Origin of the sequence: Marinicauda pacifica (genome assembly GCF_004793635.1) — a bacterium.
Lineage (GTDB): Bacteria > Pseudomonadota > Alphaproteobacteria > Caulobacterales > Maricaulaceae > Marinicauda > Marinicauda pacifica.
This window is the reverse complement of record NZ_SRXV01000002.1, coordinates 15731-38772: the sequence shown is the minus strand read 5'-3', so window position 1 is coordinate 38772 and position 23042 is coordinate 15731. Positions and strand designations below refer to the sequence as shown.

The 23042-nt window shown below is 63.7% G+C and carries 21 protein-coding genes and 1 other RNA gene; 21 read left to right on the top strand and 1 reads right to left on the bottom strand.

Annotated features, from left to right (window positions below; genetic code table 11):
* Positions 1 to 60: 60 nt before the first annotated feature.
* Both E5162_RS06640 and E5162_RS06635 read left to right on the top strand, forming a co-directional pair.
* The gene (locus E5162_RS06640) at positions 61 to 753 is read left to right on the top strand and encodes a molecular chaperone DjiA (protein WP_135944208.1); all 693 of its coding nucleotides are present in this window, start codon (positions 61 to 63) and stop codon (positions 751 to 753) included.
* Between the two features lie 106 nt (positions 754 to 859).
* Positions 860 to 1123, top strand: coding sequence for a hypothetical protein (locus tag E5162_RS06635; protein ID WP_241973575.1), 264 nt, complete (start codon positions 860 to 862; stop codon positions 1121 to 1123).
* Between the two features lie 34 nt (positions 1124 to 1157).
* On the opposite strand, the gene E5162_RS06630 is transcribed toward E5162_RS06635, so the two are convergent.
* On the bottom strand, positions 1158 to 1778 hold the full coding sequence (locus E5162_RS06630) for a helix-turn-helix transcriptional regulator (RefSeq protein WP_135944204.1): 621 nt from the start codon (positions 1776 to 1778) through the stop codon (positions 1158 to 1160).
* Between the two features lie 184 nt (positions 1779 to 1962).
* Here E5162_RS06630 and E5162_RS06625 point away from each other — a divergent pair, with 184 nt between their 5' ends.
* The 19 genes from E5162_RS06625 to E5162_RS06535 all read left to right on the top strand — a co-directional run bounded on the left by E5162_RS06625 (position 1963) and on the right by E5162_RS06535 (position 23040).
* Positions 1963 to 3969, top strand: coding sequence for a TonB-dependent receptor plug domain-containing protein (locus E5162_RS06625; protein WP_158291222.1), 2007 nt, complete (start codon positions 1963 to 1965; stop codon positions 3967 to 3969).
* Positions 3970 to 4019: 50 nt separating this feature from the next.
* Positions 4020 to 4982, top strand: a complete 963-nt coding sequence (locus tag E5162_RS06620; RefSeq protein WP_158291221.1) for a glycerophosphodiester phosphodiesterase family protein — start codon at positions 4020 to 4022, stop codon at positions 4980 to 4982.
* A gap of 360 nt (positions 4983 to 5342) precedes the next feature.
* A complete protein-coding gene (locus E5162_RS06615; protein ID WP_135944199.1) occupies positions 5343 to 6254 on the top strand; it encodes a DMT family transporter in 912 nt (303 codons plus the stop codon).
* The gene (locus tag E5162_RS06610; RefSeq protein ID WP_206751069.1) at positions 6251 to 6982 is read left to right on the top strand and encodes an N-acetylmuramoyl-L-alanine amidase; all 732 of its coding nucleotides are present in this window, start codon (positions 6251 to 6253) and stop codon (positions 6980 to 6982) included. Before E5162_RS06615 ends, E5162_RS06610 begins: the two co-directional genes overlap by 4 nt.
* A 42-nt stretch (positions 6983 to 7024) precedes the next feature.
* Positions 7025 to 7427: RNase P RNA component class A (rnpB, locus tag E5162_RS06605), an RNA gene on the top strand.
* A 218-nt stretch (positions 7428 to 7645) separates the two neighbouring features.
* The gene (locus E5162_RS06600; RefSeq protein ID WP_135944197.1) at positions 7646 to 8110 is read left to right on the top strand and encodes a division/cell wall cluster transcriptional repressor MraZ; all 465 of its coding nucleotides are present in this window, start codon (positions 7646 to 7648) and stop codon (positions 8108 to 8110) included.
* Positions 8110 to 9102, top strand: a complete 993-nt coding sequence (gene rsmH, locus E5162_RS06595) for a 16S rRNA (cytosine(1402)-N(4))-methyltransferase RsmH (RefSeq protein WP_135944195.1) — start codon at positions 8110 to 8112, stop codon at positions 9100 to 9102. The genes E5162_RS06600 and rsmH overlap by 1 nt, the downstream gene beginning before the upstream one ends.
* Positions 9102 to 9461 (top strand): cell division protein FtsL, encoded by a 360-nt coding sequence (gene ftsL, locus E5162_RS06590; protein WP_135944193.1) that lies wholly within the window; start codon positions 9102 to 9104, stop codon positions 9459 to 9461. Before rsmH ends, ftsL begins: the two co-directional genes overlap by 1 nt.
* Positions 9461 to 11290 carry a peptidoglycan D,D-transpeptidase FtsI family protein gene (locus E5162_RS06585; protein ID WP_135944191.1) on the top strand — a complete coding sequence of 610 codons (1830 nt, stop codon included), beginning with the start codon at positions 9461 to 9463 and terminating at the stop codon, positions 11288 to 11290. The genes ftsL and E5162_RS06585 overlap by 1 nt, the downstream gene beginning before the upstream one ends.
* Positions 11287 to 12750 carry a UDP-N-acetylmuramoyl-L-alanyl-D-glutamate--2,6-diaminopimelate ligase gene (locus E5162_RS06580; RefSeq protein ID WP_135944189.1) on the top strand — a complete coding sequence of 488 codons (1464 nt, stop codon included), beginning with the start codon at positions 11287 to 11289 and terminating at the stop codon, positions 12748 to 12750. Before E5162_RS06585 ends, E5162_RS06580 begins: the two co-directional genes overlap by 4 nt.
* Positions 12747 to 14156, top strand: a complete 1410-nt coding sequence (locus E5162_RS06575) for a UDP-N-acetylmuramoyl-tripeptide--D-alanyl-D-alanine ligase (protein ID WP_135944187.1) — start codon at positions 12747 to 12749, stop codon at positions 14154 to 14156. Before E5162_RS06580 ends, E5162_RS06575 begins: the two co-directional genes overlap by 4 nt.
* A gap of 8 nt (positions 14157 to 14164) precedes the next feature.
* Positions 14165 to 15265, top strand: a complete 1101-nt coding sequence (mraY, locus tag E5162_RS06570) for a phospho-N-acetylmuramoyl-pentapeptide-transferase (RefSeq protein ID WP_135944185.1) — start codon at positions 14165 to 14167, stop codon at positions 15263 to 15265.
* Positions 15266 to 15269: 4 nt separating this feature from the next.
* Positions 15270 to 16679: a UDP-N-acetylmuramoyl-L-alanine--D-glutamate ligase gene (murD, locus tag E5162_RS06565; protein WP_135944184.1), complete on the top strand. Its 1410-nt coding sequence runs from the start codon at positions 15270 to 15272 to the stop codon at positions 16677 to 16679.
* The gene (locus tag E5162_RS06560; protein WP_135944183.1) at positions 16676 to 17794 is read left to right on the top strand and encodes an FtsW/RodA/SpoVE family cell cycle protein; all 1119 of its coding nucleotides are present in this window, start codon (positions 16676 to 16678) and stop codon (positions 17792 to 17794) included. The genes murD and E5162_RS06560 overlap by 4 nt, the downstream gene beginning before the upstream one ends.
* Before the next feature lies 1 nt (position 17795).
* Complete coding sequence (gene murG / locus E5162_RS06555; RefSeq protein WP_135944182.1) at positions 17796 to 18884, top strand: undecaprenyldiphospho-muramoylpentapeptide beta-N-acetylglucosaminyltransferase; 1089 nt, start codon at positions 17796 to 17798, stop codon at positions 18882 to 18884.
* A 4-nt stretch (positions 18885 to 18888) separates the two neighbouring features.
* The gene (gene murC, locus E5162_RS06550; RefSeq protein ID WP_135944181.1) at positions 18889 to 20298 is read left to right on the top strand and encodes a UDP-N-acetylmuramate--L-alanine ligase; all 1410 of its coding nucleotides are present in this window, start codon (positions 18889 to 18891) and stop codon (positions 20296 to 20298) included.
* Positions 20295 to 21224: a UDP-N-acetylmuramate dehydrogenase gene (murB, locus tag E5162_RS06545; RefSeq protein WP_135944180.1), complete on the top strand. Its 930-nt coding sequence runs from the start codon at positions 20295 to 20297 to the stop codon at positions 21222 to 21224. The genes murC and murB overlap by 4 nt, the downstream gene beginning before the upstream one ends.
* Positions 21221 to 22135: a D-alanine--D-alanine ligase gene (locus E5162_RS06540; RefSeq protein WP_135944179.1), complete on the top strand. Its 915-nt coding sequence runs from the start codon at positions 21221 to 21223 to the stop codon at positions 22133 to 22135. Before murB ends, E5162_RS06540 begins: the two co-directional genes overlap by 4 nt.
* Positions 22123 to 23040: a cell division protein FtsQ/DivIB gene (locus E5162_RS06535; protein WP_135944178.1), complete on the top strand. Its 918-nt coding sequence runs from the start codon at positions 22123 to 22125 to the stop codon at positions 23038 to 23040. Before E5162_RS06540 ends, E5162_RS06535 begins: the two co-directional genes overlap by 13 nt.
* Positions 23041 to 23042: the final 2 nt, after the last annotated feature.

Genomic DNA, 23042 nt, shown 5'->3' with positions numbered 1-23042 from the left:
TGAAAGGGCGCTATGGGTCAAAACACAAAACCCGTGTCGCGGGCCATGAGATAAACGCGAATGAACTTCTGGCGCAAACTGGCTGACCGTATCACTGGTTCACCCGACCCGTTCGAGTGTCCTGATGGCGACTGTCTGCCCGGTCACCCGGTCGACGATGCCGAATTTGCCATGGCCCTGATCGGACTGGGCGCAAAGATGGCCAAGGCGGACGGAGAGGTAACACGTTCGGAGGTCAAAGCGTTCTCCACGGTGTTTCGCGCTCCGGCCGGCTTCGAGGCGCAGCTTCAGCGTGCCTTCAACCTGGCCAAGCAGACGACGTTGGGCTTCGAGGGCTATGCGCGCCGGCTGGCGCGCCGCTTCCGCGCCAATCCGGCTGTTCTGGAAGACGTGCTGGATGCGCTCTTCTTCATCGCGCAGGCCGATGGCCGGGTCACGCCAGGAGAAGAAGCCTACCTGGCGAGCGTCGCAGACCTGTTCGGATTTTCCGAACGCGAGTTTGCGCGCATCAAGCGGACCCATCTCGGCGCCGGCACGGACGATCCCTACACCGTGCTCGGCATCGACCCGGATATCTCGGATGTCGACCTGAAGCGGGCGTATCGGCGAATCGCCTCTCAGAACCACCCGGACCGCCTGATCGCGCGCGGCGCGCCGCCGGCGCTTCAGAAAGTCGCAGATGCCAAGATGGCCGCGATCAATGCCGCCTATGCTGCGATCTTAAAGCAACGCGCGGTGAGTGTTGGAACCTGATCGCCGCGCGCGGCATTGACCTGACGGGTGCCATACCCAAATCTATTGGCATGGGTGGGCACGATACTGACGGCCAGGGAAAAAGATGATGGGCGCACAACACACGATGACCAGCTTGAGTGCGATGAGCCTGCTGCGCGGGGTCCTCGCTGCGGTAATTGCCGCCGCCTTTATCGGCCTCGTCGTTCTGCTCGCGGCCGTACTGACCGCGACTGCTCTCGTGATCGCCGGTCTCGGTGCGCTCGGCGCCAGCGCCTACTGGCTCTACCGCAAGGTGCGTGGCCGCAAGGGCGCCAGCGAAGGTCCGGTGACCCTCATCGCCCGCCCCGGTCCGCGCGGCTGGACGGTTGACGGCGCCAGCGAGGGCTAGTTTCCCGACGCATCCATCCGGCCAACGGCCTCAATCAGTGATTCAGAGCGTCGAATGGCAGGGCGAAGTGGGCCCCGCCGAATTCCTCTATGAGCTTGGCGTGTTCGGTTGCGCTGATGCGCTGGATTTCGCACAGGCACCAGATGTCGCCATCCCAGGTGAAATGGGGCGTATCCAGTGTCTTGATGAAGGTCGGCCCGTCCGGGCTCTCGATACGGTTCAACGAAACCGTCATGGCAAGCTCTCCCTGGAAGATGCCGGCACTCTCCCATCGCTCGGTGACGCAATCGACGTCCGGGCCGAAAAGCCCGTAAATGCTGCGTCCGCGCAAGTCGTCCACTTGGATGCCGATTTCCGCCAACGCGCGAGCGTTGAACTCGATAAAGACCGCGCCTGGGCCGACCAGGGAGGCCGGCCAGAGTGCGTTTCGGACTCGCGCCCGCGCCACGAGATCCTGCTTGCCCGCGGCGCGTTGCCGATAGAGATCGCGAATCTTCTGGCGAAGCCGCAGCGCCGGGGCGTCCTGACCTCTCTCCCAACGCGAGACAGCCGTCTGGTCCACGCCGAGGCGTGAGCCCAGGTCGGCCTGGGTCAGGTGCTCACGTGAACGCAAGCTCTTGATCAGGCGCGGCCAGTAGTCATCGCGGTCGAGCATTCAAACCTCCTGACCGTTCATTCTCATATATCGCGGTGACACCTCTGTGACGGAGCCATTTGGACGTCAGCAAACGGCCGGCAGGTGGTTTTAGGCGCTCGCGTTACGGAAACGTTTCCGCAGCTTGGCTCAGGCGTCACACAAGTGATGCAAACCGGAGCGGCCATTTGGCATGGAGGGGATCATGACCAGCATCAAACCGGCCGCCCGTTTCGTCAGTTGCCTGCTCGCCGCGAGCGCGCTGGTTCCGGCTGCCGTCGCAGCCGACGGCACGCTTCAGACCGCGACAGATCAGAACGCTGCCGCAGCGCGGCTTTCCTCGCGCGCCAGCGATGACATCATCACCGTCTATAGCCGCGTGCCTCAGCGCATTGATCAGGTAGGCTCGGCGGCGAGCCTGTTCACGGCCGAGGATATTGAGCTCGCCGACCTTCAGGTCCTGGATGACGTGCTGCAGCGTCTGCCTGGAGTGGCGGTCACCCGATCTGGCGGCTTTGGCCAGAACACCCAGGTACGCATGCGCGGCTTCACCACCAAGCATACGCTGATCCTGGTGGACGGGGTGCGCATGAACAACCCGTCGGAATTCTCGAACCAGTTCGGCATCCAGCACGTCATGCTGGATATGATTGACCGCGTTGAGGTGCTGCGTGGGCCGCAGTCGGGCGTGTACGGCGCCGATGCAGTGGCGGGCGTGATCTCCATCACTACCAAACGGGGGAGCGGAGAGCCGGATTTCCGCCTCACGGGGGGATATGGCACTCACGACACCGTTCAGGCCGGGATCGGCTCGCAAGGCGAGATCGGGCAGTTCGGCTATGCAGCCTCGGTCTCGCACATTGAGACCGACGGCATCTCGATCGCCAGCCGTGCCCCGGGCAATGTCGAGCATGACGGCTATCGCAACACAACCGCCTCCTTCAATCTGGACTACCGTCCGCGCGACGGGCTGGAGCTGCGCAGCGGGCTGCGCTTTTCTGAATCGACCAACGAGACAGACAGCGGCTACCTCTTCGGTGACCCGGTCCTGCCCGATTACCTGTTCCAGGACTCCCCGGGCCATGTCGACAGCGAACAGCTGGTCGCCCATGCCGGCTTCACCGCGGACTCGCTTGGAGGGCGCTTGATCCACAATGGTCAGGTCGCCTACACGCGCCTTGACAGTCTGGATGAGACGCCTTCTAGCGTGTCGGAAAGCCTGGGAGAGCGTCGGGAATTTCAGTATTTTGCGACCTATCGGTTCGATGGATCGAGCCGGTATCTGGGATCGGAGTCCTTCTTCCTGGCCGGTGTCGATCAGAGCCGCGAGAGCGCGGAATTTCGCAGCCTGAGCGGCGCCCCATTCGCGGCGATCGACGAAAGCATCGACAATCTCGGCTTCTACGCCAATTTCAACTGGCAGCTGGCCGAAGACCTGTTCGTCTCCCTGTCCGGCCGGCATGACGACAACGAACTCTTTGGCGGTGTGCAGACCGGACGCGCGGCCGTCTCGTGGGGGCTGCCCCAGACATGGACGGGCGACACCGGCGTGCGTTTGCGCGCGTCGTACGGAACCGGCCGAGAGGCTCCGAGCCTGCGACAGCTTCTGGGACAATCGGCGACCTTCCAGGGCAATCCGGACCTGGAGCCGGAGGAAACCTGGATGCTCGATGCCGGGATCGACCTGATCTCGGCGGGCGGCGGATACCGTCTGTCGGTGACCGGCTATATTGGTGAGGCGGATAACGGGATCTTCTCGGTGTTCAACCCGGCTCTGGGCGTCAGTCAGCCGCAGAATATTTCCAGCGTGGTGGAGATGGACGGCGTCGAAGTGGAGGCCGCCGCACGTCTTGCGGACTGGCTCGACATGACGATCGCCTACACCAATGCCCGTTCGGTGCAGGTCAGCAACGGCCAGCAGCTCTTCGGCCGGCCCGAGCACGAGTTCAGCGTGGCCCTCACCGCGCGCCCGACCGAGCAGCTAAGCCTTACGATCGACGGATATGCCCGGAGCGATTTCCTCTCGGACTATCCCTCCACCTTCGAAATGTCGGGCTTTGAGGTGTTCAACACTTCCGCGCGCTATCAGCTCACCGACAGCGTCACCTTGCAGGGCTCGGTGAAGAATATTCTCGACACGGACTATGAGTACAAACTCGGCGACGGCACCTACGGCCGGACTTTCGATGTTCGTGTCTCGGTGCAGTTCTGATGGCGCGGTCAAGCAACGGGAAATCTGTCTCAATGAAACCGGAGGCATTCATGATCGCGGTATGCGCGGGGTTCTGGCTCGCCGCCTGCTCGGCAACGGGGGCCGGTGCTGCCGACCCTTCTGCGACCGGCAATGCCTGGGCGGGTTTGCCTGAACCGCTGGTTCCGGCTGTTGCCCCGGAAGGGCAGGTCATACCGGACGTGCTGCGCTGCCTGCGAGATCAGGACGCAGCCTTCGTGAGCGCCCATCGCGGCGGGGTGGAGCCGGGCTATCCGGAAAATGCGATCGAGACCTTCGCCAACACGCTGGCGCAGGGTCCGATGATCCTGGAGGTGGACATCCAGCGGACGGCGGACGGGATCATCATTGCGTTGCATGACGATACGCTTGAGCGGACCACAACCGGAGAAGGCCAGGTAGACGCGATGGCGTTTGCCGATCTTGTGGAGGTGCGTCTTGTCGACGAAGCCGGCCAGGTCACCGATTTCGCGATTCCGACGCTTGCTGACGTACTGGACTGGGCGCGTGGGCGAGCCTTTGTTCAACTGGACGTCAAGACGGGCCTCCCGGTTGAGGAGGTCGTCGCTGGAATCGTGGAAGCGAACGCCATCTCGTATGCGGCGGTGGTTGTCTACACGGCGGAGGAGGCGATCCGGGTAGCGCGCGCCGATCCGCGCGTGGCCATCTCGGTGGAGATCCAGGATCAGGAACGGCTCGACGCCCTGCTGGACGCCGGTATTGCGCCGGAGCGCCTGATGGCCTGGACCGGTGTGCACGCCGCGCCTGTGCCGGACACTTGGGACATGCTGCATGGGGTCGATATCCCGGCCGCGTTCGGGGCGCTCTGGTACATCGACAACGAGGTTCGCGAGAGCGGCGATGCCTCCATCTACCGGGACATCGCCGATGGCGGTGTGGTTGTCATCGCAACCGATATCCACTGGACCGCGTATGATGCGCTGGCCGAACGCCAGGACACGCTGGGCGCATTCAGACGGTGCACAGGCGAATAACTGAAGCCACCGGTGCGGGCCGACCCGGTGCGGGCCGGGCCTGCCGTGTCCTGCGCCTGTCCCCGTCCGCCGGACTGCGCCATACACTGCCTCGCTTCCACAGGTTTCGCTTCGCTCTGAGCGACCAACGAATGGGGGGATATCGCGTCCGAACGGCCCACCGCACCCGGCGCATCTCTTGCGATTCTCATCGCCCTGTCCTGCTGTGTTCTGAAAAATCAGAAGCTTGGCCGCGATAGTAGTCGTAGTAGGAGGCGAGATCTGAGATTGGAGTCCTGGGGACAAAATTGCGGCACGGCGCAAGCCTGCTACCCATTTTTGCCGCTTGCACCCCTCCCGAGGCGGCGTTAACCCGGCACCATGAACGCACGTCACTTCGGTCTCCTGTTCCTGGTTTGCCTCGTCTGGGGGCTGAACTTCGTCGTCGCGAAATGGTCGCTGTCCGGCACGCCGCAAATCGTGCCCGGGTTCGAGGGGGCGCCGCCGCTCTTCTTTGCTTTCATGCGGTTTGCGCTGCTCTATGCCTTCCTCGGTCCCTGGCTCCTGCCGTTTCCCAAAAAAATGGGACCGGTCATCGCCGCTTCTCTGACCATGGGCGCGGCACAGTTCGCCTTCCTGTTTCTGGGGCTGAATTACGCGAGCCCGTCGGCCATCGCGATCGTCGTCCAGCTCGCCGTGCCCTTCACCACGATCCTGTCCATCCTGTTCTTGAAGGAGCGGGTGCGCTGGATCCGGGGCGGAGGCATGGCACTCGCCTTTGCCGGAGCGAGTCTGGTCGTCATGAAGCCGGCCGAATTCAGCTTCACCGCCGGGCTTCTATTCGGTGTGTGTGCTGCCTTCATGGCCGCGGCTGGTTCGATCTTCGTCAAGCAGGTCGATCTCAAGCCCATTCCGCTGCAAGCCTGGATGGGTCTGATCTCTGCCCCGCCGCTTCTGATCGCGAGCCTGCTGTTCGAGCACGACCAGCTCGCCTCGACGGTATCGGGCGGCTGGGTGTTCATCGCGGCGCTCTTCTTTACGGTGTTGCTGGTCAATGTGTTTGGCCACGGCACCTTCTACTGGCTGCTGCGCCGTTATGATGCGTCCCTGATCGCGCCGCTGACATTGATGGGGCCGCTCATCGGTGTCGTGTCCGGTGTCGTGCTGCTGGGCGATCCGGTGACCTGGCAGCTGGTCCTCGGCGGCTCGCTCGCCATTGCCGGCGTGGCGACGGTCGCCGCGCGGCGCGCCAAAACCGTCCAGCCGGAAACCGTATTGCAGAAACCAAGATGACGTTCGAAGACGCGCCCTCTCCAAATCACGACGACCGCAACGACCAGATCTCGATGCTCGTGCTGCACTACACCGGCATGGAAACAGGAGCAGCCGCGCTCGAGCGTCTGCGCGATCCCGCCTCCAAGGTTAGCGCGCATTATCTGGTGTTCGAAGATGGCCGGGTGGTGAGGCTGGTGGAGGAAGAGCGCCGTGCTTGGCATGCAGGAGCCGGATCCTGGCGAGGAATTGACGACGTGAACTCCGCCTCCATCGGCATCGAGATCGTCAATGGCGGTCACGAATTTGGACTACCGGAGTTCCCGGCCGTCCAGATCGAGGCGGTCGTCCGGCTCTCACGCGACATCGTGGGGCGTTATGGGATCGCTCCGCGCGATGTTGTGGGGCACAGCGATGTGGCTCCCGGCCGCAAGCAGGATCCCGGCGAGCGCTTCCCCTGGGCGCATCTCGCCGAACACGGTGTGGGCCTGTGGCCGGGCGAGGTCTCGCAGTCCCGCTCGGAGCATTTTCGCGTCGGCGCCTCGGGCGAACCCGTCGCGGACGTCCAGCGCACGCTCTCCGCGATTGGCTATGGGCTGGAGGTCGATAGCCATTTCGGTCTTGAAATGGAGGCTGTCGTCGTCGCGTTTCAGCGCCGTTTCCGGCCTGCCTCGATAGACGGGATCGTCGATGCCCAGACCGCGGCCCTGATCACGCATGTCGCTGAACTCTGCCGGTCTGCAGGGTGAGACGCTTGCCTCCAGCGGGGTGAAGCGCCTATCTACCGCGCGTCAGACGGCCGGGCGGCCGCTTCGGTCCAGTGGCGAAAGCCGGGCCGGAGAGGAAAGTCCGGGCTCCACGGAAGGAGGGCGCCGGGGAAAGCCCGGCGGGCCGGTTTGCCGGTCCAGGGATAGCGCCGCAGAAAACAAACCGCCGCGCCTGGCGCGGCAAGGGTGAAACGGTGCGGTAAGAGCGCACCGCCCCGACCGCAAGGAAGGGGGCACGGCAAGCCCCGCCCGGAGCAAGACCGAATAGGGATGGAAGTCCGGTTCGTCCGGACACGCGCCTTCCGAGCGCCATCCGGGTAGGTCGCTTCAGTCAGTGAGCAATCACTGGCGCAGATGAATGGTCGCCACCGGTTTTTCCCATGTGGAAAAACCGGCACAGAACCCGGCTTACAGGCCGTCTGACCCCACTATCGTTAGCGAAAAAGTTAATGCGAGCATTTGGGCGCCTCAAATGTTCACATTATGTTCTTTTGCGTTGCGCTGCAGCATCGGCCGTCTGTACTTATCCACATGCTCAAGAATGGGCATTAAGACCTGCTTTACAGATTGTTTCCCACGACATCCCATGGTATCCCATAGTTAACCAGCCAGAGGGGGCTGCGTATCGATACGCTGGGAGCGGGGATGTTTCTCTACACGACCGAGAACGGGATTGACGCGAAGGGACGGGTTTCCGTTCCGGCGTCTTTCCGTGCGGCCGTGGCGCCCGACCCGCTCAACGGAATCTATGTATGGCGTTCATTTAACGGACCGTTTCTGGAAGGTTGCGGTCAGCGCCTGATGGACGAGTACGCCGATGCGCTGGACGAGATGGATCCGTACGACGACCGTCGCGTTGCGATCGAGCGAGTGATTTTCGGCGGGGCGCGCGCGCTGACGTTTGATTCGACTGGCCGCATCTCACTGCCCAAGGAATTCGCGGATTATGCCGGGCTTGATGTGCGGGCCACTTTTGTCGGTCTGGGCAAGCGCTTCGAGATATGGAGTCCCGAAGCGATCGCTGAGCAGCACGGTCAGGATCTCGAGACCGCGCGTGAGAACAAGCATGCCCTGAAGCCCAGGCGCCGTGCAGCCGGGGAGGGTGCCTGATGGCGCACCGACCCGTCATGCTGGAGGAAGTCCTGCACGCGCTGGAACCGCGTGACGGTGGCCTGTATGTCGACGCGACCTTCGGAGCGGGCGGATACACGCGGGCCATCCTGGGATTTCATGGGACGCGGGTTCTCGGCATCGATCGCGATCCGACTGCGCGCCGTGCGGTCGAAGCTGTCAAAGGCGCCTACCCGAAGCGATTTGCGTTCGCCGAGGGGCCGTTCTCCCTGATGGAGGATGTGATCGAGCGAGCCGAGAGCTCGGGCGTCGACGGTGTCGTCCTCGACCTCGGTGTGTCATCCATGCAGATCGACGAGGCAGATCGCGGCTTTTCCTTCCAGCGAGAGGGGCCGCTGGACATGCGCATGTCGCGGTCAGGTCCCAGTGCGGCGGACGCGGTCAACAAGCTGGAGCTCGACGAGCTTACCGCAATCTTCCGGGTCTACGGCGAGGAGAAGAAGGCGCGTCGCGCTGCACAGTTCATCGTGCGCGAGCGGGAATCCGAGCCGATCACCACGACCTTGCGCCTGGCCGATATCGTCTCGCGCGCAGTGGGCGGCAAACCCGGCCGCATCCACCCGGCAACGCGGGTCTTTCAGGCGCTGCGCATCTTCGTCAATGACGAGCTGGGCGAGCTGATGGCGGGCCTGGTGGCAGCCGAACAGATTCTCAAGCCGGCTGGCCGGCTCGTTATTGTTACCTTCCATTCACTGGAAGATCGCATGGTTAAGACGTTCTTTCGTGAACGTGCAGGTCTTCTGGGTCGCGGCTCGCGTCATGAGCCGGAAGCGCTGCCCGAGCACGAACCGAGCTTTTCTCTGCTCACACGCAAGGCGGTCGAGCCGAGCGAGACCGAAGTCTCTGAAAACCCGCGCGCGCGCTCCGCCAAGTTGCGCGCAGGTGTTCGTAACGAAGCATCCGCCTGGCCGCGCGCCGAAAGCGCCTTTCGCGGCGTGCCGGCCTATAGCCGTCTCCTGGAGCTGGTCTGATGATGAAAGCACTCAATATTCTGATGCTAACCGTCGCAGCCGCGCTTCTGCTCGCGCTTTACATCGCCAAGACCGAGGCGGGCGAAGCTCAGGACCGGTTGGCACATCTGCAGGCGGAACTGGCCGAGGAGCGGGGGCGGATCAATACACTCTCCGTCAACGTCGCCCACCTGGAAGATCCGGAACAGCTGCGGGCCCTGGCGCGTGCGTATCTAGGCTTTGAGCCGGTACGGCCCAATCAGGAAATCGAGCTTTCCGATCTTCCTCAGATCCAGACAGAAGAGGCAGCTCCGCAACTGACTGGCGCGCCGCGTGCATATCCCTCAATGGGGCTCCGCAGGACGGGCGGAGGCGGTTGATGGCACGCGGGCTCGGGCGCTTCTGGGGCAAGGTCAAGGTTCGAGAAACTCGCGAGGGGCGCACGCCGCCGCCTGTCTGTGAAGCCGCGCCTGCCGACGTTGCCCAGCTCTTGCGTCTCGAGGATGAAGCGGGGGCAGCGCTGTCCCTGTCGCGGACGCGCCTCATGGTCATGGGCCTGGGCGTCGGATTGTTCTTCGCCGTTCTGAGTGTCCGCGCGACCGGACTTGCCCTGTTTCCTGCGGACCCGGCCAGTGTGCCGCACAGCTATGCCGAGGCACCGGTTCGCCGCGGAGAGATTACCGACCGCGACGGCGAGGTGCTTGCGACCAATCTCGATTTTCATTCCTTGTGGGCCGACCCGGCCATGGTGTGGGATGCGCAGGAAACCGCCGAGCAGCTGGCCACGGTCCTCACCGACCTTGATGTCGATCGCACGGCGCGCATGCTCTCCTCCAACCGTCGGTTCGTGTGGGTCGCCCGTCAACTCACGCCGCGCCAGCGCCAGGCGATCCACCTTCTCGGTTTGCCTGGGCTCGATTTCAGGATTGAGGCCGGGCGCATCTATCCCAAAAAGCGCGCCGCCGCCCATGTCGTCGGCTATACCGATACCGATCTCAATGGCGTCTCAGGTGCGGAACTTGCCTTTGAATCAGAGCTGTCGTCCGGCGATGGCAGACCGGTCAGCCTGTCGATCGACCTGACTGCACAAAATGCGATCGAACGTGTCTTGCGGGCCAGGATGGCGGAGTTCAGTGCCGAGGGCGCGAGCGCCGTCCTCATGCGCGTCGGAACAGGCGAAATTCTGTCTCTCGTATCGTTGCCTGACTTCGATCCGAACCGTCCTTCGGATTCTGCGGGTGTGGACCGGTTCAACCGCGCGCTGACCGGAGTCTATGAATTGGGGTCAGTGATGAAACCGCTGACCCTTGCCGCCGCTCTCGAAACCGGAGAGGTGCGCGTCGGAGACGTTTTTGATGCGACCCATCCGTTGCGCGTCGGGGGCTTCACCATCCATGACTTCCATCCCGAGCGCCGTCCGCTCACAGCCCGTGAAGCTATCGTGCACTCATCCAACATTGCGACCGCGCGAATGGCCGATACGATCGGAAGCGAGGAGATGCGGCGCTTCTTCAGCGATCTACGTCTGTTCGAGCGCGCGCCGGTGGAGCTTGCAGAAAGCGCAGAGCCGCTGATGCCCGCGCGGTGGGGGCGTACGGAGAACATGACGGCGTCGTTCGGCCATGGCTTCAATATTTCCCCGGTGACGCTTACGGCTGCCTACGCAGCGCTTGCGAATGGTGGCGTCTACGTACCACCGACCTTCCGGCCGGTCGCGCCCGGCGAAACGGTTGTCGGCGAACCGGTGATGAGTGCATCGACCGCAGCTCAGGTTCTGGGCGTGATGCGTCAGGTGGTTACCGAGGGTTCGGGCGGAGCGGCCAATGTTGAAGGGCTGGCGGTGGCAGGAAAGACCGGCACCGCCGAGCAGATCGTGGACGGGCGCTATAATCGCCGGGCGGTCTATAATTCCTTCATTTCCATCTTCCCGTTCGATGATCCGCAATACGTGCTGCTCGTCACGCTCTACCTGCCGCAGCCCACCGAGAATACGCACGGCTACCGGACCGCCGGCTGGAACGCGGCGCCGACCGCGGGCGAGGTGATCGGCCAGCTGGCGTCGATTCTGGGCGTCGCGCCGCGCGAGGCCGATCCCTCCGCGCAAGCAGACCTTGTCTCGGCCATGTTCCCGCCACGTGTGCGTGTCAGGCAGGGACCGGAAGAACCTCTCGATCTTGTATCCTTGTCAGAAGCGGAGCCTCAGCCATGAACGCGGCCCGGCCCTTGCGCGACATCTTGCCGGACGGCGTGACGCTGGACGACACGCTACTGGATCTGCCTGTCGCCGGACTGGCGCTGGATAGCCGGTCGGTTCAGCCTGGCTTCGTGTTCGCCGCACTGCCGGGAGTGAAGGCTCATGGCCGTCAGTTCATTCCGATGGCCGAAGATAAAGGGGCGGCCGCCATTCTGGGGACGCCGGATACCGCGACGCGCAAGCCGCTGATCGCCGTTGAGGATCCGCGCGAGGCGCTCGCGCAGATGGCGTCGAAATTCTATCCGGGTCAGCCGGATACGGTCGCAGCAGTGACCGGGACCAACGGCAAGAGTTCCACGGTGGAGTTTCTGCGGCAGATCTGGAGTCGCGCCGGGTTTGAGGCCGCTGCACTGGGCACGTTGGGCGTGACCCTAGCCTCCGGACGCACCGAGTTTGGATACACGACTCCCGACGCCATCCGTCTGCATCAGGCGATCAGCGAGCTGAGGGTCAAGGGTGTCACGCATCTCGCGATGGAGGCCTCCAGTCACGGGCTGAAACAGCGCCGCATGGACGGAGTAACGGTGAGCCTGGCTGGCTTCACCAACCTCACGCAGGACCATCTCGATTATCACTCTGATTTTGAGGACTACTTCGCCTCCAAGATGCGGTTGTTCGACACGCTACTGCCCAAGGGTGGATCGGCGGTCGTGGACGTGGATACCCAGTGGGGGGCGCGGGTCGCAGCCCGGGCCGAAGAGTTGGGCCTTGAAGTGTTTACCGTGGGCTGGGCCGGACGCGACCTGCAGCTGAAAGAGATCACGCCTCATCCCGCCAGCCAGGATATCGAACTGGTCTATCAGGGCGAAGCCCACTCGATCACGCTACCGTTGATTGGTGAATTCCAGGCGGCAAACGCATTGATGGCGACCGGCCTGGCGATCCGCAGTGGTGTGGCTCCGGGCGCAGCGCTGGAGAGCCTGAAACACCTGACCGGAGTCCCCGGTCGGCTTGAGCAAGCAGGCAAGACCCGCCAGGGTTCGCCCGTTCTTATCGACTACGCCCACACGCCCGACGGCCTTGAGAAGCTCTTGCGTGCGGCGCGGCCGCACACCCAGGGGCGTATTGTTCTGGTTTTCGGAGCGGGCGGTGACCGCGATCCGACGAAGCGCGCGAAAATGGGCGAGGTGGCCCGGAAGCTGGCCGATCTTTCCATCGTGACCGACGACAACCCGCGTAGCGAAGATCCGGCGAAGATCCGCAAGGCGATCCTGGAAGCCTGCCCCGGCGCACGCGAGATTGGTGACCGGGGCGAGGCCATCTACACAGCAGTGTCCTTGCTGGACGCTGGGGACACGCTGTTGATTGCGGGCAAAGGTCATGAAACCGGTCAGACCGTCGGCGATGAGGTGATTGCGTTTGACGATGGCGAGACGGCGCGACAGGCACTGGCGCGCCGGGAGGGGGGCTCATGAGTGCACCGCTATGGACCGCAGAAGTTGCCGCAAATGTCACGGGCGGACACTTGGAAGGCGGCGAGTGGACAGCAACCGGCGTCTCCATAGACAGCCGGTCGCTGGACGCCGGAGATCTTTTCGTGGCGCTGACGGCGGAACGGGACGGACATCAGTTTGCCCCTGCTGCCATGAAGGCTGGCGCGGCGGCCGCTCTGGTATCCAGGGCCGATGCCTGCGAAGGCCCGCGCCTGGTCGTCGACGATGTGATGGAGGCGTTGAGCAAGCTGGCAATCGCAAGCCGGGACCGGTCGGACGCACGTCGCATCGCGGTGACCGGCTCGGTCGGCAAGACCAGCGTGAAGGAGTGGATCGCGGCCAGCCTGCGCGAGGCGGGCCAGGCCCATTGGAGCGTGAAGAGCTTCAATAATCACTGGGGCGTACCCCTGACGCTCGCACGCATGGCGCAGACTACAGAACACGCCGTGTTCGAGATGGGGATGAACCACGCCGGCGAGATACGCCCCCTGTCCCGCCTGGTTCAGCCCCATGTCGCGCTCATTACCAGGATCGCACCAGCCCACCTGGAGAATCTCGGGTCCATGGAGGCGATCGCCGACGCGAAGTCGGAGATATTCGAGGGGATGGCGCCAGACGCGGTCGCGGTCATTCCTTCCGACGACGCCTATTATGACCGGCTGGCCAGCAAGGTGATGAAGTCGCGCGCCGCCTTCCTGTTCGGGTTTGGTGCTGCGAGGGATGCTGCTGTCCGCCTTGAACGGTTCGACGATGCGCCTGACGGCGGGCGCGGCCGGTTGAACGTGCTTGGGCGGCTCGTGGATTTCAAGCTGGCAGCCAGCGGGGCGCATCAAGGCCTTAATGCTGCTGCGGTGATGGCCGCCTGTGTGGCAGCAGGCCTGGAAGCAGAACAGGTCGTGGCCGCCCTTGAGCGGCAGACCGCGGCAGCGGGGCGGGGCGCCAGCTTCACCCTGAGCCTTCCAGAAGGCGGCGAGGCTGTGATCGTGGATGACAGCTACAACGCCAACCCCGTCTCGATGACTGCCGCCCTGGATTCGCTCTCCAAGCGCCAGCCTCGCGGGCAGGGGCGCCGTATTGCAGTTCTGGGCGAGATGCTGGAGCTTGGCCTGGACAGTGCGGGCATGCATGGCGCGCTGGCCGAGCCGGTGGTCCAGGCGGGCGTCTCGCGCGTGATCGCGGTGGGGCGGCTGATGCAGTCCCTGCTCGACGCTCTGCCGAAATCGGTGACGGGGCAATCTGCACGATCGGCCGATTCAGCATTAGAGATCCTGATTGACGAGCTGCACGACGGCGACGTGGTGCTGATCAAGGGCTCGAATGCATCGGGCGTCCACAAAATCGTCTCAAGCCTGCGTGAAGGTCGTCTGGCCGCGCGGTCGAACGCCTGAGGGTTGCCATGCTTTATCTGATTTTCTCGCAGCTTGCTGACCAGTTCCAGATCTTCAACGTTGTAAACTATCTGACTTTTCGAACCGGGGCGGCCTGGATCACGGCCTTTGTCGTGGCTCTTCTCATCGGCCCCGGTTTCATCCGCTGGTTGCGCTCCAAGGGCTCTCAGCCAATCCGCACCGACGGTCCGGAAAGCCATATCGTGGCCAAAGCGGGTACCCCGACGATGGGCGGCTTCATCATCCTCATCGGGATTCTTGTCGGGACTCTTTTGTGGGGCGACCTGACCAATCAATACCTCTGGGTCGTGATCTTCGTGACTGCCGGATTTGGCGCAATCGGCTTCATCGATGATTGGCGCAAGGTGACCAAAAAGACGAGCGAAGGTCTGCGAGGCAGCGGAAAGCTGGCGCTGCAGGGGGTTATCGCGCTCGTCGCCGTATTCTGGATGACGTCGTTGTTGAGCGAAGCGCCCGGCGTGCCGGAGGATTTTGCGACTTCTGTTGCGGTGCCCTTCTTCAAGGATCTTCTGATCCCGCTGGGGTACGGCTTCTTTATCTTCGGTCTGCTCGTGATCGTTGGCGCTTCGAATGCCGTCAATATCACGGACGGATTGGATGGTCTGGCGATCGTGCCGGTGATGATCGCCGCCGGCTCATTCGGCTTCATCGCCTATTTTGTCGGATCGGCGATCTACGCAGATTACCTGTTCTTGAACTTTACGCCGGGCACGGCGGAGCTGGCCGTGATCTGCGGCGCCATTCTCGGCGCAGGGCTGGGCTTTCTCTGGTTCAACGCACCACCGGCCATGGTTTTCATGGGCGATACCGGATCGCTGTCACTGGGGGGCGCCCTTGGAACCATCGCGGTTGCCGTCAAACACGAGATCGTGCTCGCGATCATCGGTGGCCTGTTCGTGCTCGAGGCCGTGTCAGTGATGGTCCAGATTGCGAGCTTCAAGCTGACCGGCAAACGCATTTTCAAGATGGCGCCAATTCATCACCATTTCGAGAAAATGGGCTGGGCCGAGCCCACAATCGTGATCCGCTTCTGGATCATCGCAGTGGTGCTGGCCCTGATCGGGCTGTCGACGCTGAAACTGAGGTAGCTGCATGATCCCCGTCACCGCGTACAAGGGCCGGAGCGTTGCCGTCTTCGGGCTGGGGCGTACCGGCATTGCCACCGCCAAGGCCCTGGCCGCGGGCGGGGCGAAGGTCGTGGCGTGGGACGACAACGAGGCCGCCCGCCAGGCGGCGCAGAAGGCCGGGCTCACGCTGGAAGACCTGAATCGCCGCGACTGGGGCGATATTGCTGCACTGATCCTGTCGCCGGGCATACCGTTTCACTACCCCAAGCCGCATCGGATGGTTGAGCTTGCACAGGCGGTTGGGGCCCCGGTCATCGGGGATATTGAACTGTTTGCCGGCGAGATCGCGAACACTGAAGGTGTGCGCGTCGTGGGGATCACCGGCACGAACGGGAAATCGACGACCACGGCTCTGATCGGACATATGCTCAAGGCGGCAGGCATGGACGTGCGTGTCGGCGGAAATATCGGCGAGGCCGTTCTCTCGCTGGCGCCGCCGAGGCCCGGAGCGATCTATGTGCTGGAGCTCTCGTCGTATCAGCTCGACCTGGTTGAACGGCTCCACTGCGATGTGGCGGTATTTCTCAACCTCACCCCAGACCATATCGACCGGCACGGCACGATCGAGAACTATCTTGCGGCAAAGCGCCGGATTTTTGCGACGCAGGGCGATGGCGACAGCGCGATCATCGGCGTTGACGATGAAACAACCTCGCGAGTTTTCACCCAGATGCGCAGTGCCAACGAAGACTCGGTCATCCCGGTTTCCTCGCGGAAGGTCTTGTCCCAAGGCGTCTATGCCTTGGGCGGCACGGTGTATGACGCGCTCGACGGAAAGCCTCACGCGGCGGCCGATCTGAGGCGCGCTCTCGCTCTGCCAGGCCGGCACAACGCGCAGAACGCAGCCGCCGCCTACGCCGCTGTGCGCCGTCTCGGGCTCAGCCAGGAAGATGCGGCTGCCGGGCTGGAGAGCTTCGCTGGACTGGCCCACCGCCAGGAGCGGGTCGGTCAGGTCGGACCAGTTGTCTTCGTCAACGATTCCAAGGCGACCAATGCCGACGCGGCAGCCCAGGCCCTCGGGTGCTATGAGAACATTTTCTGGATTGCGGGCGGCCAGGCCAAGGAAGGCGGCGTCAAAGGTCTTGCATCTTATTTCGACCGTCTGCGTAAAGCTTACCTGATCGGTCAGGATGCCGATCTGATCGCTCGCCAGCTCAAAGGCAAGGTCGAGACCGTAGCGTGTCCCTCACTACATGCGGCAACGGCCCGCGCAGCCAAGGATGCGGTTGAAAGCGGGCTACCGGACCCGGTCGTGCTGCTCTCGCCCGCCTGTGCTTCTTTCGACCAGTTCCGCAGCTATGAACATCGCGGGGACACGTTCCGCATGGCGGTCACGGACCTGATCGCCAAAGCGCGTGCAGGAGATGCCGCATGATCGCCGCAAGCCGTTTACGTGTCGCTGCTTTGTGGCGAGGTCTCGACCGGACCTTGATCTTTATTGTGCTGTCATTGATCGGCGTCGGGCTGACGTTGTCGCTCGCGGCAGGACCGGCGGCGGCCGAGCGGCTGGCTCTGGACGACCCGTTCTACTTTCTGACGCGCCACGCGGCTTTTGCTGTCGCAGGCATCGTGCTTCTGATCGGGACGTCGGCCCTCTCGATTACCGGTGTTCGCCGGATTGCGGGGCTCGCCCTGATCGGCTCCCTCGGCCTGATGGCCCTGCTGCCGCTCATCGGCAACGAGATCAACGGTGCCATCCGCTGGATTCGTTTTGGCAGCTTCGGGCTGCAGCCGAGTGAATTCCTGAAACCGGCCTTCATCGTCATCATTGCCTGGCTCTTCGCTGAGGAAAGTCGCGGCGCACCGGTTCCCGGCCGTCTGATCGCCCTGCTGATCTATGCGGTGAGCGTGGGGCTGCTCATCATCCAGCCCGATTTCGGACAGACCATCCTGCTCAGCGTCATCTTTGGCGCCATGCTGTTCGCGGCCGGCTTGCCGTGGATATATACCGCCGGGCTAGGCGTGGCGGGCGGCGGCCTGTTGATGATCGCGTACTTCAGCCTCGATCACGTTCAGGCGCGGATCGCTGCGTTCCTGGCACCCCAGGCAGAGTGGGCACAGACCGAGCGTGCCCGCCAGGCCTTTGCCGAAGGCGGCCTGTTCGGGGTCGGTCCGGGCGAAGGAGAGATCAAGCGTCTCCTGCCTGAAGCCAATACCGACTTCGTCTTCTCGGTCGCCGCAGAGGAATTCGGACTTCTCGCCTCGCTCGCCATCATCGGCCTGTTCGCGATCCTGTTCGCCCAAGCCTGGACGCGCGCCCTGAGACTGACCGATCATTTCGCGCAGCTGGCCACGGCCGGCCTTGCGCTGCTGTTCGGCTTTCAGGCCCTGATCAACATCGCGGTCAACTTGAACCTGATTCCGCCCAAGGGCATGACGCTGCCCTTCATTTCCTATGGCGGCTCGTCCATGCTGGCCCTGTGCTTTTCGGCCGGGCTGATGCTGGCGCTGACCCGCCACCGTCCCGGCGCCTACGAACATCGGAGCTGACATGACGAAGCGCTGCCTTATCGCCGCAGGCGGCACGGGCGGACACATGTTTCCTGCTCGTGCCTGCGCCGAAACCCTGATCGAGCGCGGATGGGAGGTGGCCCTGATCACCGACGCGCGCGGGCACGCGCATGCAGGCGATTTCCCAGGTGGCCGCATTCACCAGATCTCGGCTTCCAGCCCGTTTGTCAAAAACCCGGTGAAGCTTGCCAAGGCATTGATCAAGCTCTGGTCGGGTGTCGGACAGGCCAGTCGGCTGATGGCGGACTTCGAGCCGGACGTGATTGCCGGTTTCGGCGGTTATCCGGCCTTTCCCGCGCTGGCAGCGGCGCGTCTGAGGGGTGTTCCCTACATCATCCACGAACAGAACGCCGTACTCGGGCGGGTCAACCGGTTGTTTGCCGGGGGCGCCGAGGCGGTCGCATCCGGTTTCGAACGCCTCGACCGGATCAACCGGCGCGTCACCCATGTGGTGACCGGCAACCCGGTGCGGACACCGATCCGGGCCGCGCGCAATCAGGCCTACCAGGCGCCCGGAGCGGACGGTCCTGTCCGGGTTCTGGTGATCGGGGGGAGTCTGGGTGCCCGAGTGTTGTCGGAAACGGTGCCCGCAGCGATCGCCCGTCTTCCAGACTCGCTGAGCGAGCGTCTGGAAATCGTCCAGCAGACGCGCGCGGAATCCATCGAGACCGCGCGCGCCGCATACAGGGCGGCCGGCGTGGACGCGGTTTGCGAAGCCTTCTTTGACGATATGCACGAGCAGTACCGCCGGGCACACCTCGTAATCGCGCGGGCTGGAGCCTCCTCCGTGGCCGAGATTGCGGTCGTGGGGCGTCCGGCCCTGTTCGTGCCGCTGGCCATCGCGATGGATGATCACCAGAGCGCGAACGCAGAAGCCCTGGTGGACGCCGGTGCAGCGGAAGTCGTGCGCGAGCGCGACCTGACTGTCGAGGCGCTGTCGACGCGCCTTGAAAGCCTGCTGGGCGACGGGGAAGCTCTTGGCCGGATGGCCGCGAAAGCCCATAGCCTGGGCAAGCCTGACGCCGATTCCACGCTCGCCGACCTTATTCAAACTGCCTCCAGGACGTAATTTCATGGCCCCTGTCGATCTTGCCGCCTCCGTCGGTCCGGTTCACTTCGTCGGTATTGGCGGGATCGGGATGAGCGGCATCGCCGAAGTGATGCTCAATCTGGGCTACGAGGTCACGGGATCAGACATCAAGGACAGTGCCAATGTCGAGCGCCTCCGCGCGAAGGGCGCAACTGTGCATATCGGCCATGTGGCCGAGAACGTGGACGGAGCCGGCGCACTGGTCGTGTCGAGCGCAGTCAAGCGGGACAATCCCGAGCTCGCCGCGGCGCGCGCCCGCAGAATTCCGGTCGTGCGCCGGGCCGAGATGCTGGCGGAGCTCATGCGTCTGAAATACGCCGTCGCGGTGGGTGGGACGCATGGCAAGACCACCACGACATCGCTGATCGCCGCGCTCATGGACGGGGCGGGTTTCGATCCGACCGTGATCAACGGTGGTATAATTTCGGCTTATGGTTCGAACGCCAAAATGGGCGAAGGCGACTGGATGGTCGTTGAGGCCGATGAAAGTGACGGGTCCTTCCTCAAGCTTCGCGGCTCAGTTGCCCTGATCACCAATATCGATCCCGAACATATGGAGCACTATGGGAGCTTCGACGTGTTGCGTGCCGCGTTCGCACAATTTGTCGAGAACCTGCCGTTCTACGGGTTTGCCGCGCTGTGCACTGACCATCCAGAAGTCCAGGCGCTGGCGGCGCGCATCGAGGACCGGCGCGTCATCACTTACGGGTTCAATCCCCAGGCCGAGGTCCGCGCGGTCAACCTGCGCACCAGCCCGGCCGGTTCGACCTTCGATCTCGTCTTTCAGCCGGTTGGCGGTGAGCGCGAGGTCTGGTCAGATTTCACCCTGCCCATGATGGGTGAGCACAATGTCCAGAACGCAGCGGGCGCGCTCGCCGTTGTTGCCTCCCTAGGAGGGAGCGAACCGGCGCTCAAGTCGGCTCTGGCAAAATTTGGCGGCGTGAAACGGCGCTTCACAGTGACCGGTGAGGCCAAGGGCGTCGTGATCGTCGACGATTACGGGCATCACCCGGTGGAGATCAGCGCGGTCCTAAAGGCTGCGCGTCAACGTGCCGCCGAGGGACGTGTGATCGCCGTCTGCCAGCCCCATCGCTACTCACGCCTGAAAGACCTGTTTGAGGATTTCTGTACCTGCTTCAACGATGCAGATTCCGTTCTGGTTACTCCAGTCTACGCCGCCGGAGAGGATCCGATCGAAGGTGCAGACCGCGAGGCCCTGGTCGCCGGCCTGCACGCGCACGGGCATCGCGATGCCGCGCCTACCGATCGCGATCGCTTGCCCGAGGATCTGGTAACCCGGGTGCGAGAAGGCGATCTCATTGTCTGCCTCGGGGCGGGAGACATCACCGCGTGGGCAGCCGAATTGCCATCGCGTCTGGAGGCGGTTCTGTGAGCGAAACCGGCCTGATCGACCGTCTGCCTCGCGTTCGCGGCAAGCTGATCGAGAATGCGGCGCTGAAGGATATTACCTGGTTGAGAGTGGGCGGACCGGCGCGCGTCCTGTTCATTCCTGCCGACGAAGCCGATCTGGCGCGATTTCTGGCCGAGACGCCGCGTGACATCGAGGTCAACGTGCTGGGCGCGGGGTCCAACACGCTCGCGCGCGATGGCGGAGTGGATGGTGTCGTGGTTCGTCTGGGGCCCGCCTTTGCCCGAACAGAGCCGCTTGAGGGCGCGCGCTTGCGTGCCGGCGCCGGCGCCCTCGACAAGACGGTAGCCAAGGCGGCGGCGAAGGCCGGGATAGGCGGCCTAGAATTCTACGTGGGTGTACCGGGTACGATTGGCGGCGCGCTGCGAATGAATGCGGGTTGCTACGGGACCGAGACCCAGGACCGCCTGATCGAGGCGGTCGCGCTGGATCGTCGGGGACGACGCATCGTCGCCTCGCGTGAAGAGCTGGGCTACGGCTACCGTCACAGCGACGCCCCGCAGGACTGGATTTTCGTCGAAGCGCTCTATCAGGGCGAGGTGGATGATTCCGACGCCGTCACGAGGCGCATGAACGATATTACCGCACGGCGCGAGGAGACCCAGCCCATCCGCGAGAAGACATCCGGGTCGACGTTCAAGAACCCCGATCCGGCTCTGTCGGAGGGGCGTTCCGCCTGGCAACTCGTCGATCTCGTGGGCGGGCGCGGCCGGCGCGTGGGCGGAGCGCGGTTCTCGGAGCTGCATGCCAACTTCCTGATCAATGACGGGAGTGCCACGGCGGAAGACCTCGAAACACTGGTCGAAGGTGTGCGCGCGGATATCAAGGCACTGACGGGCGTGGACATGGAATGGGAAGTCAAGCGCCTCGGAGAAAGGGCGGGTCGATGACCAAGCGCATCGCAGTTCTAAAGGGCGGTTTGTCGGCCGAGCGGGATGTCTCGCTGGTTTCCGGTGCCAAGTGCGCGGAGGCCCTGCGCATAAAGGGCTATGACGTGGTCGAGATCGATGTCGGCCACGATGTCTACGATCAGCTCAAGGCGGCCGATCCCGATGTTGTCTTCAATGCCTTGCACGGCGAATTCGGCGAAGACGGGCGTATTCAGGGACTACTGGATTACTTCGGTAAACCCTACACGCATTCAGGAGTGACCGCGTCGGCGCTGGCGATGGACAAGGAGTTGACCAAGGCAGTGCTTCGAACACACGGTTTGCATTGCCCTGAAGGGGTGATCGCGAACCGGTTTGACGCTGCGAAAACACATTTGCTCAAACCCCCTTACGTCGCCAAGCCGAACGACCGCGGATCTTCGGTAGGCGTGCTTATTGTGCGCGAAGGCGCAAACCGTCCGCCGGCCGAACTGGCGTCCGATACCTGGCCGTATGGCGATGAGGTTCTCATCGAGACCTATGTGCCGGGGCGCGAACTGACCGTTGCGGTCATGGACGGGCGCGCGCTGGGCATTACCGAGATCATCCCGAAGACAGCCTTCTACGATTACGAAGCCAAATACTCGGCGGGTGGCTCCGTCCACGAGATTCCCGCGCAGGTGCCGGAGGCGATTGCCCAGGAGGCGCGCGAGGCCGCGCTCATCGCACATAAAGAGCTTGGGTGCCGGGGCCTCACGCGCAGTGATTTTCGCTGGGATGAAGCTGGAGATGGCCGTCTATGGTTACTCGAAATTAATACCCAACCCGGCATGACTCCGACATCCCTGGCCCCCGAGCAGGCGGCCTGGTCCGGGATCGGCTTCCCCGATCTCGTGGCCTGGATGGCGGAGGATGCGTCGTGCCCAAGGTAGGACGCGCCGGAACGGCTCGATCGGCAAAACCCAGAAAGCCGGCCGCGTCGCGGCGCAAGGCAAAAGCGGTTTCACCACGCGGTGCGAAGCTGTCCAACTGGATGGCGGCGCGGCTGCGTGCAGCGCGTTATCGCGCCGGCTATGCGTTGCGCCTGGCCGTACTGGGCGTGGGCGGTCTCTGCGTCCTGTCTCTGGCTGGTCTGATGGCGCTGGGGCGCATGGACGAGATCGGTGCGGCGCTCAACGAGGGGCTGGATGCGCGTCTGGCCCGATCCGGATTTGCGGTCCGGGCGGTTGATGTTACGGGCGCTTCGCGTCTGGATGGTGCCGCCATCGCAGAGGCGATGGGCGTCGACCCAGGCCACAGCCTTCTGGCGATCGATCCGGCTGCAGCCCGCGCGCGGATCGAGGCGATGAGCTGGGTGGAAGAGGCCCAGGTGGCGCGGCTCTGGCCAGACCGGGTCTACGTAATCTTGAAGGAACGCGAGCCGTTCGCGGTGTGGCAGCACAACGGCGCCCATCATGTGATCGATCGCTCCGGCACGGTCATCGCAGCGGCGGAAGCCACCCAGTATGGCGCGCTGCCCCGCGTGGTAGGCGAAGGCGCCAATGCCGAAGCCGCGCCTCTTCTCGACCTGCTGGCACGTCAGGAGGCCATCGACGCGCTGGTGACGCACGCGGTGCGCGTTGGCGAGAGGCGCTGGAATTTGCGCCTCCTGGCCGGCGGCGACATCCTCCTGCCGGAGGGCGACCCGGCGTCGGCGCTGGCGTTGATTGCGACCCTGCACGACGAACGCGGCGTGCTGAACCTTGATGCCCAGGCGTTTGATTTGAGAACTCAAGGCGAGCTGGTGATCCGGGCTTGGCCGGATCGCGCAGCTGCTGCGCGTGGACGGGGAGCGTGATC

Excerpts from the sequence above, each read along its gene's own strand:
- E5162_RS06640 (WP_135944208.1), top strand. The coding sequence starts at position 61 with ATGAACTTCTGGCGCAAACTGGCTGACCGTATCACTGGTTCACCCGAC.
- E5162_RS06635 (WP_241973575.1), top strand. The coding sequence starts at position 860 with ATGACCAGCTTGAGTGCGATGAGCCTGCTGCGCGGGGTCCTCGCTGCG.
- E5162_RS06630 (WP_135944204.1), bottom strand. The coding sequence starts at position 1,778 with ATGCTCGACCGCGATGACTACTGGCCGCGCCTGATCAAGAGCTTGCGT.
- E5162_RS06625 (WP_158291222.1), top strand. The coding sequence starts at position 1,963 with ATGACCAGCATCAAACCGGCCGCCCGTTTCGTCAGTTGCCTGCTCGCC.
- E5162_RS06620 (WP_158291221.1), top strand. The coding sequence starts at position 4,020 with ATGATCGCGGTATGCGCGGGGTTCTGGCTCGCCGCCTGCTCGGCAACG.
- E5162_RS06615 (WP_135944199.1), top strand. The coding sequence starts at position 5,343 with ATGAACGCACGTCACTTCGGTCTCCTGTTCCTGGTTTGCCTCGTCTGG.
- E5162_RS06610 (WP_206751069.1), top strand. The coding sequence starts at position 6,251 with ATGACGTTCGAAGACGCGCCCTCTCCAAATCACGACGACCGCAACGAC.
- E5162_RS06600 (WP_135944197.1), top strand. The coding sequence starts at position 7,646 with ATGTTTCTCTACACGACCGAGAACGGGATTGACGCGAAGGGACGGGTT.
- rsmH (WP_135944195.1), top strand. The coding sequence starts at position 8,110 with ATGGCGCACCGACCCGTCATGCTGGAGGAAGTCCTGCACGCGCTGGAA.
- ftsL (WP_135944193.1), top strand. The coding sequence starts at position 9,102 with ATGATGAAAGCACTCAATATTCTGATGCTAACCGTCGCAGCCGCGCTT.
- E5162_RS06585 (WP_135944191.1), top strand. The coding sequence starts at position 9,461 with ATGGCACGCGGGCTCGGGCGCTTCTGGGGCAAGGTCAAGGTTCGAGAA.
- E5162_RS06580 (WP_135944189.1), top strand. The coding sequence starts at position 11,287 with ATGAACGCGGCCCGGCCCTTGCGCGACATCTTGCCGGACGGCGTGACG.
- E5162_RS06575 (WP_135944187.1), top strand. The coding sequence starts at position 12,747 with ATGAGTGCACCGCTATGGACCGCAGAAGTTGCCGCAAATGTCACGGGC.
- mraY (WP_135944185.1), top strand. The coding sequence starts at position 14,165 with ATGCTTTATCTGATTTTCTCGCAGCTTGCTGACCAGTTCCAGATCTTC.
- murD (WP_135944184.1), top strand. The coding sequence starts at position 15,270 with ATGATCCCCGTCACCGCGTACAAGGGCCGGAGCGTTGCCGTCTTCGGG.
- E5162_RS06560 (WP_135944183.1), top strand. The coding sequence starts at position 16,676 with ATGATCGCCGCAAGCCGTTTACGTGTCGCTGCTTTGTGGCGAGGTCTC.
- murG (WP_135944182.1), top strand. The coding sequence starts at position 17,796 with ATGACGAAGCGCTGCCTTATCGCCGCAGGCGGCACGGGCGGACACATG.
- murC (WP_135944181.1), top strand. The coding sequence starts at position 18,889 with ATGGCCCCTGTCGATCTTGCCGCCTCCGTCGGTCCGGTTCACTTCGTC.
- E5162_RS06540 (WP_135944179.1), top strand. The coding sequence starts at position 21,221 with ATGACCAAGCGCATCGCAGTTCTAAAGGGCGGTTTGTCGGCCGAGCGG.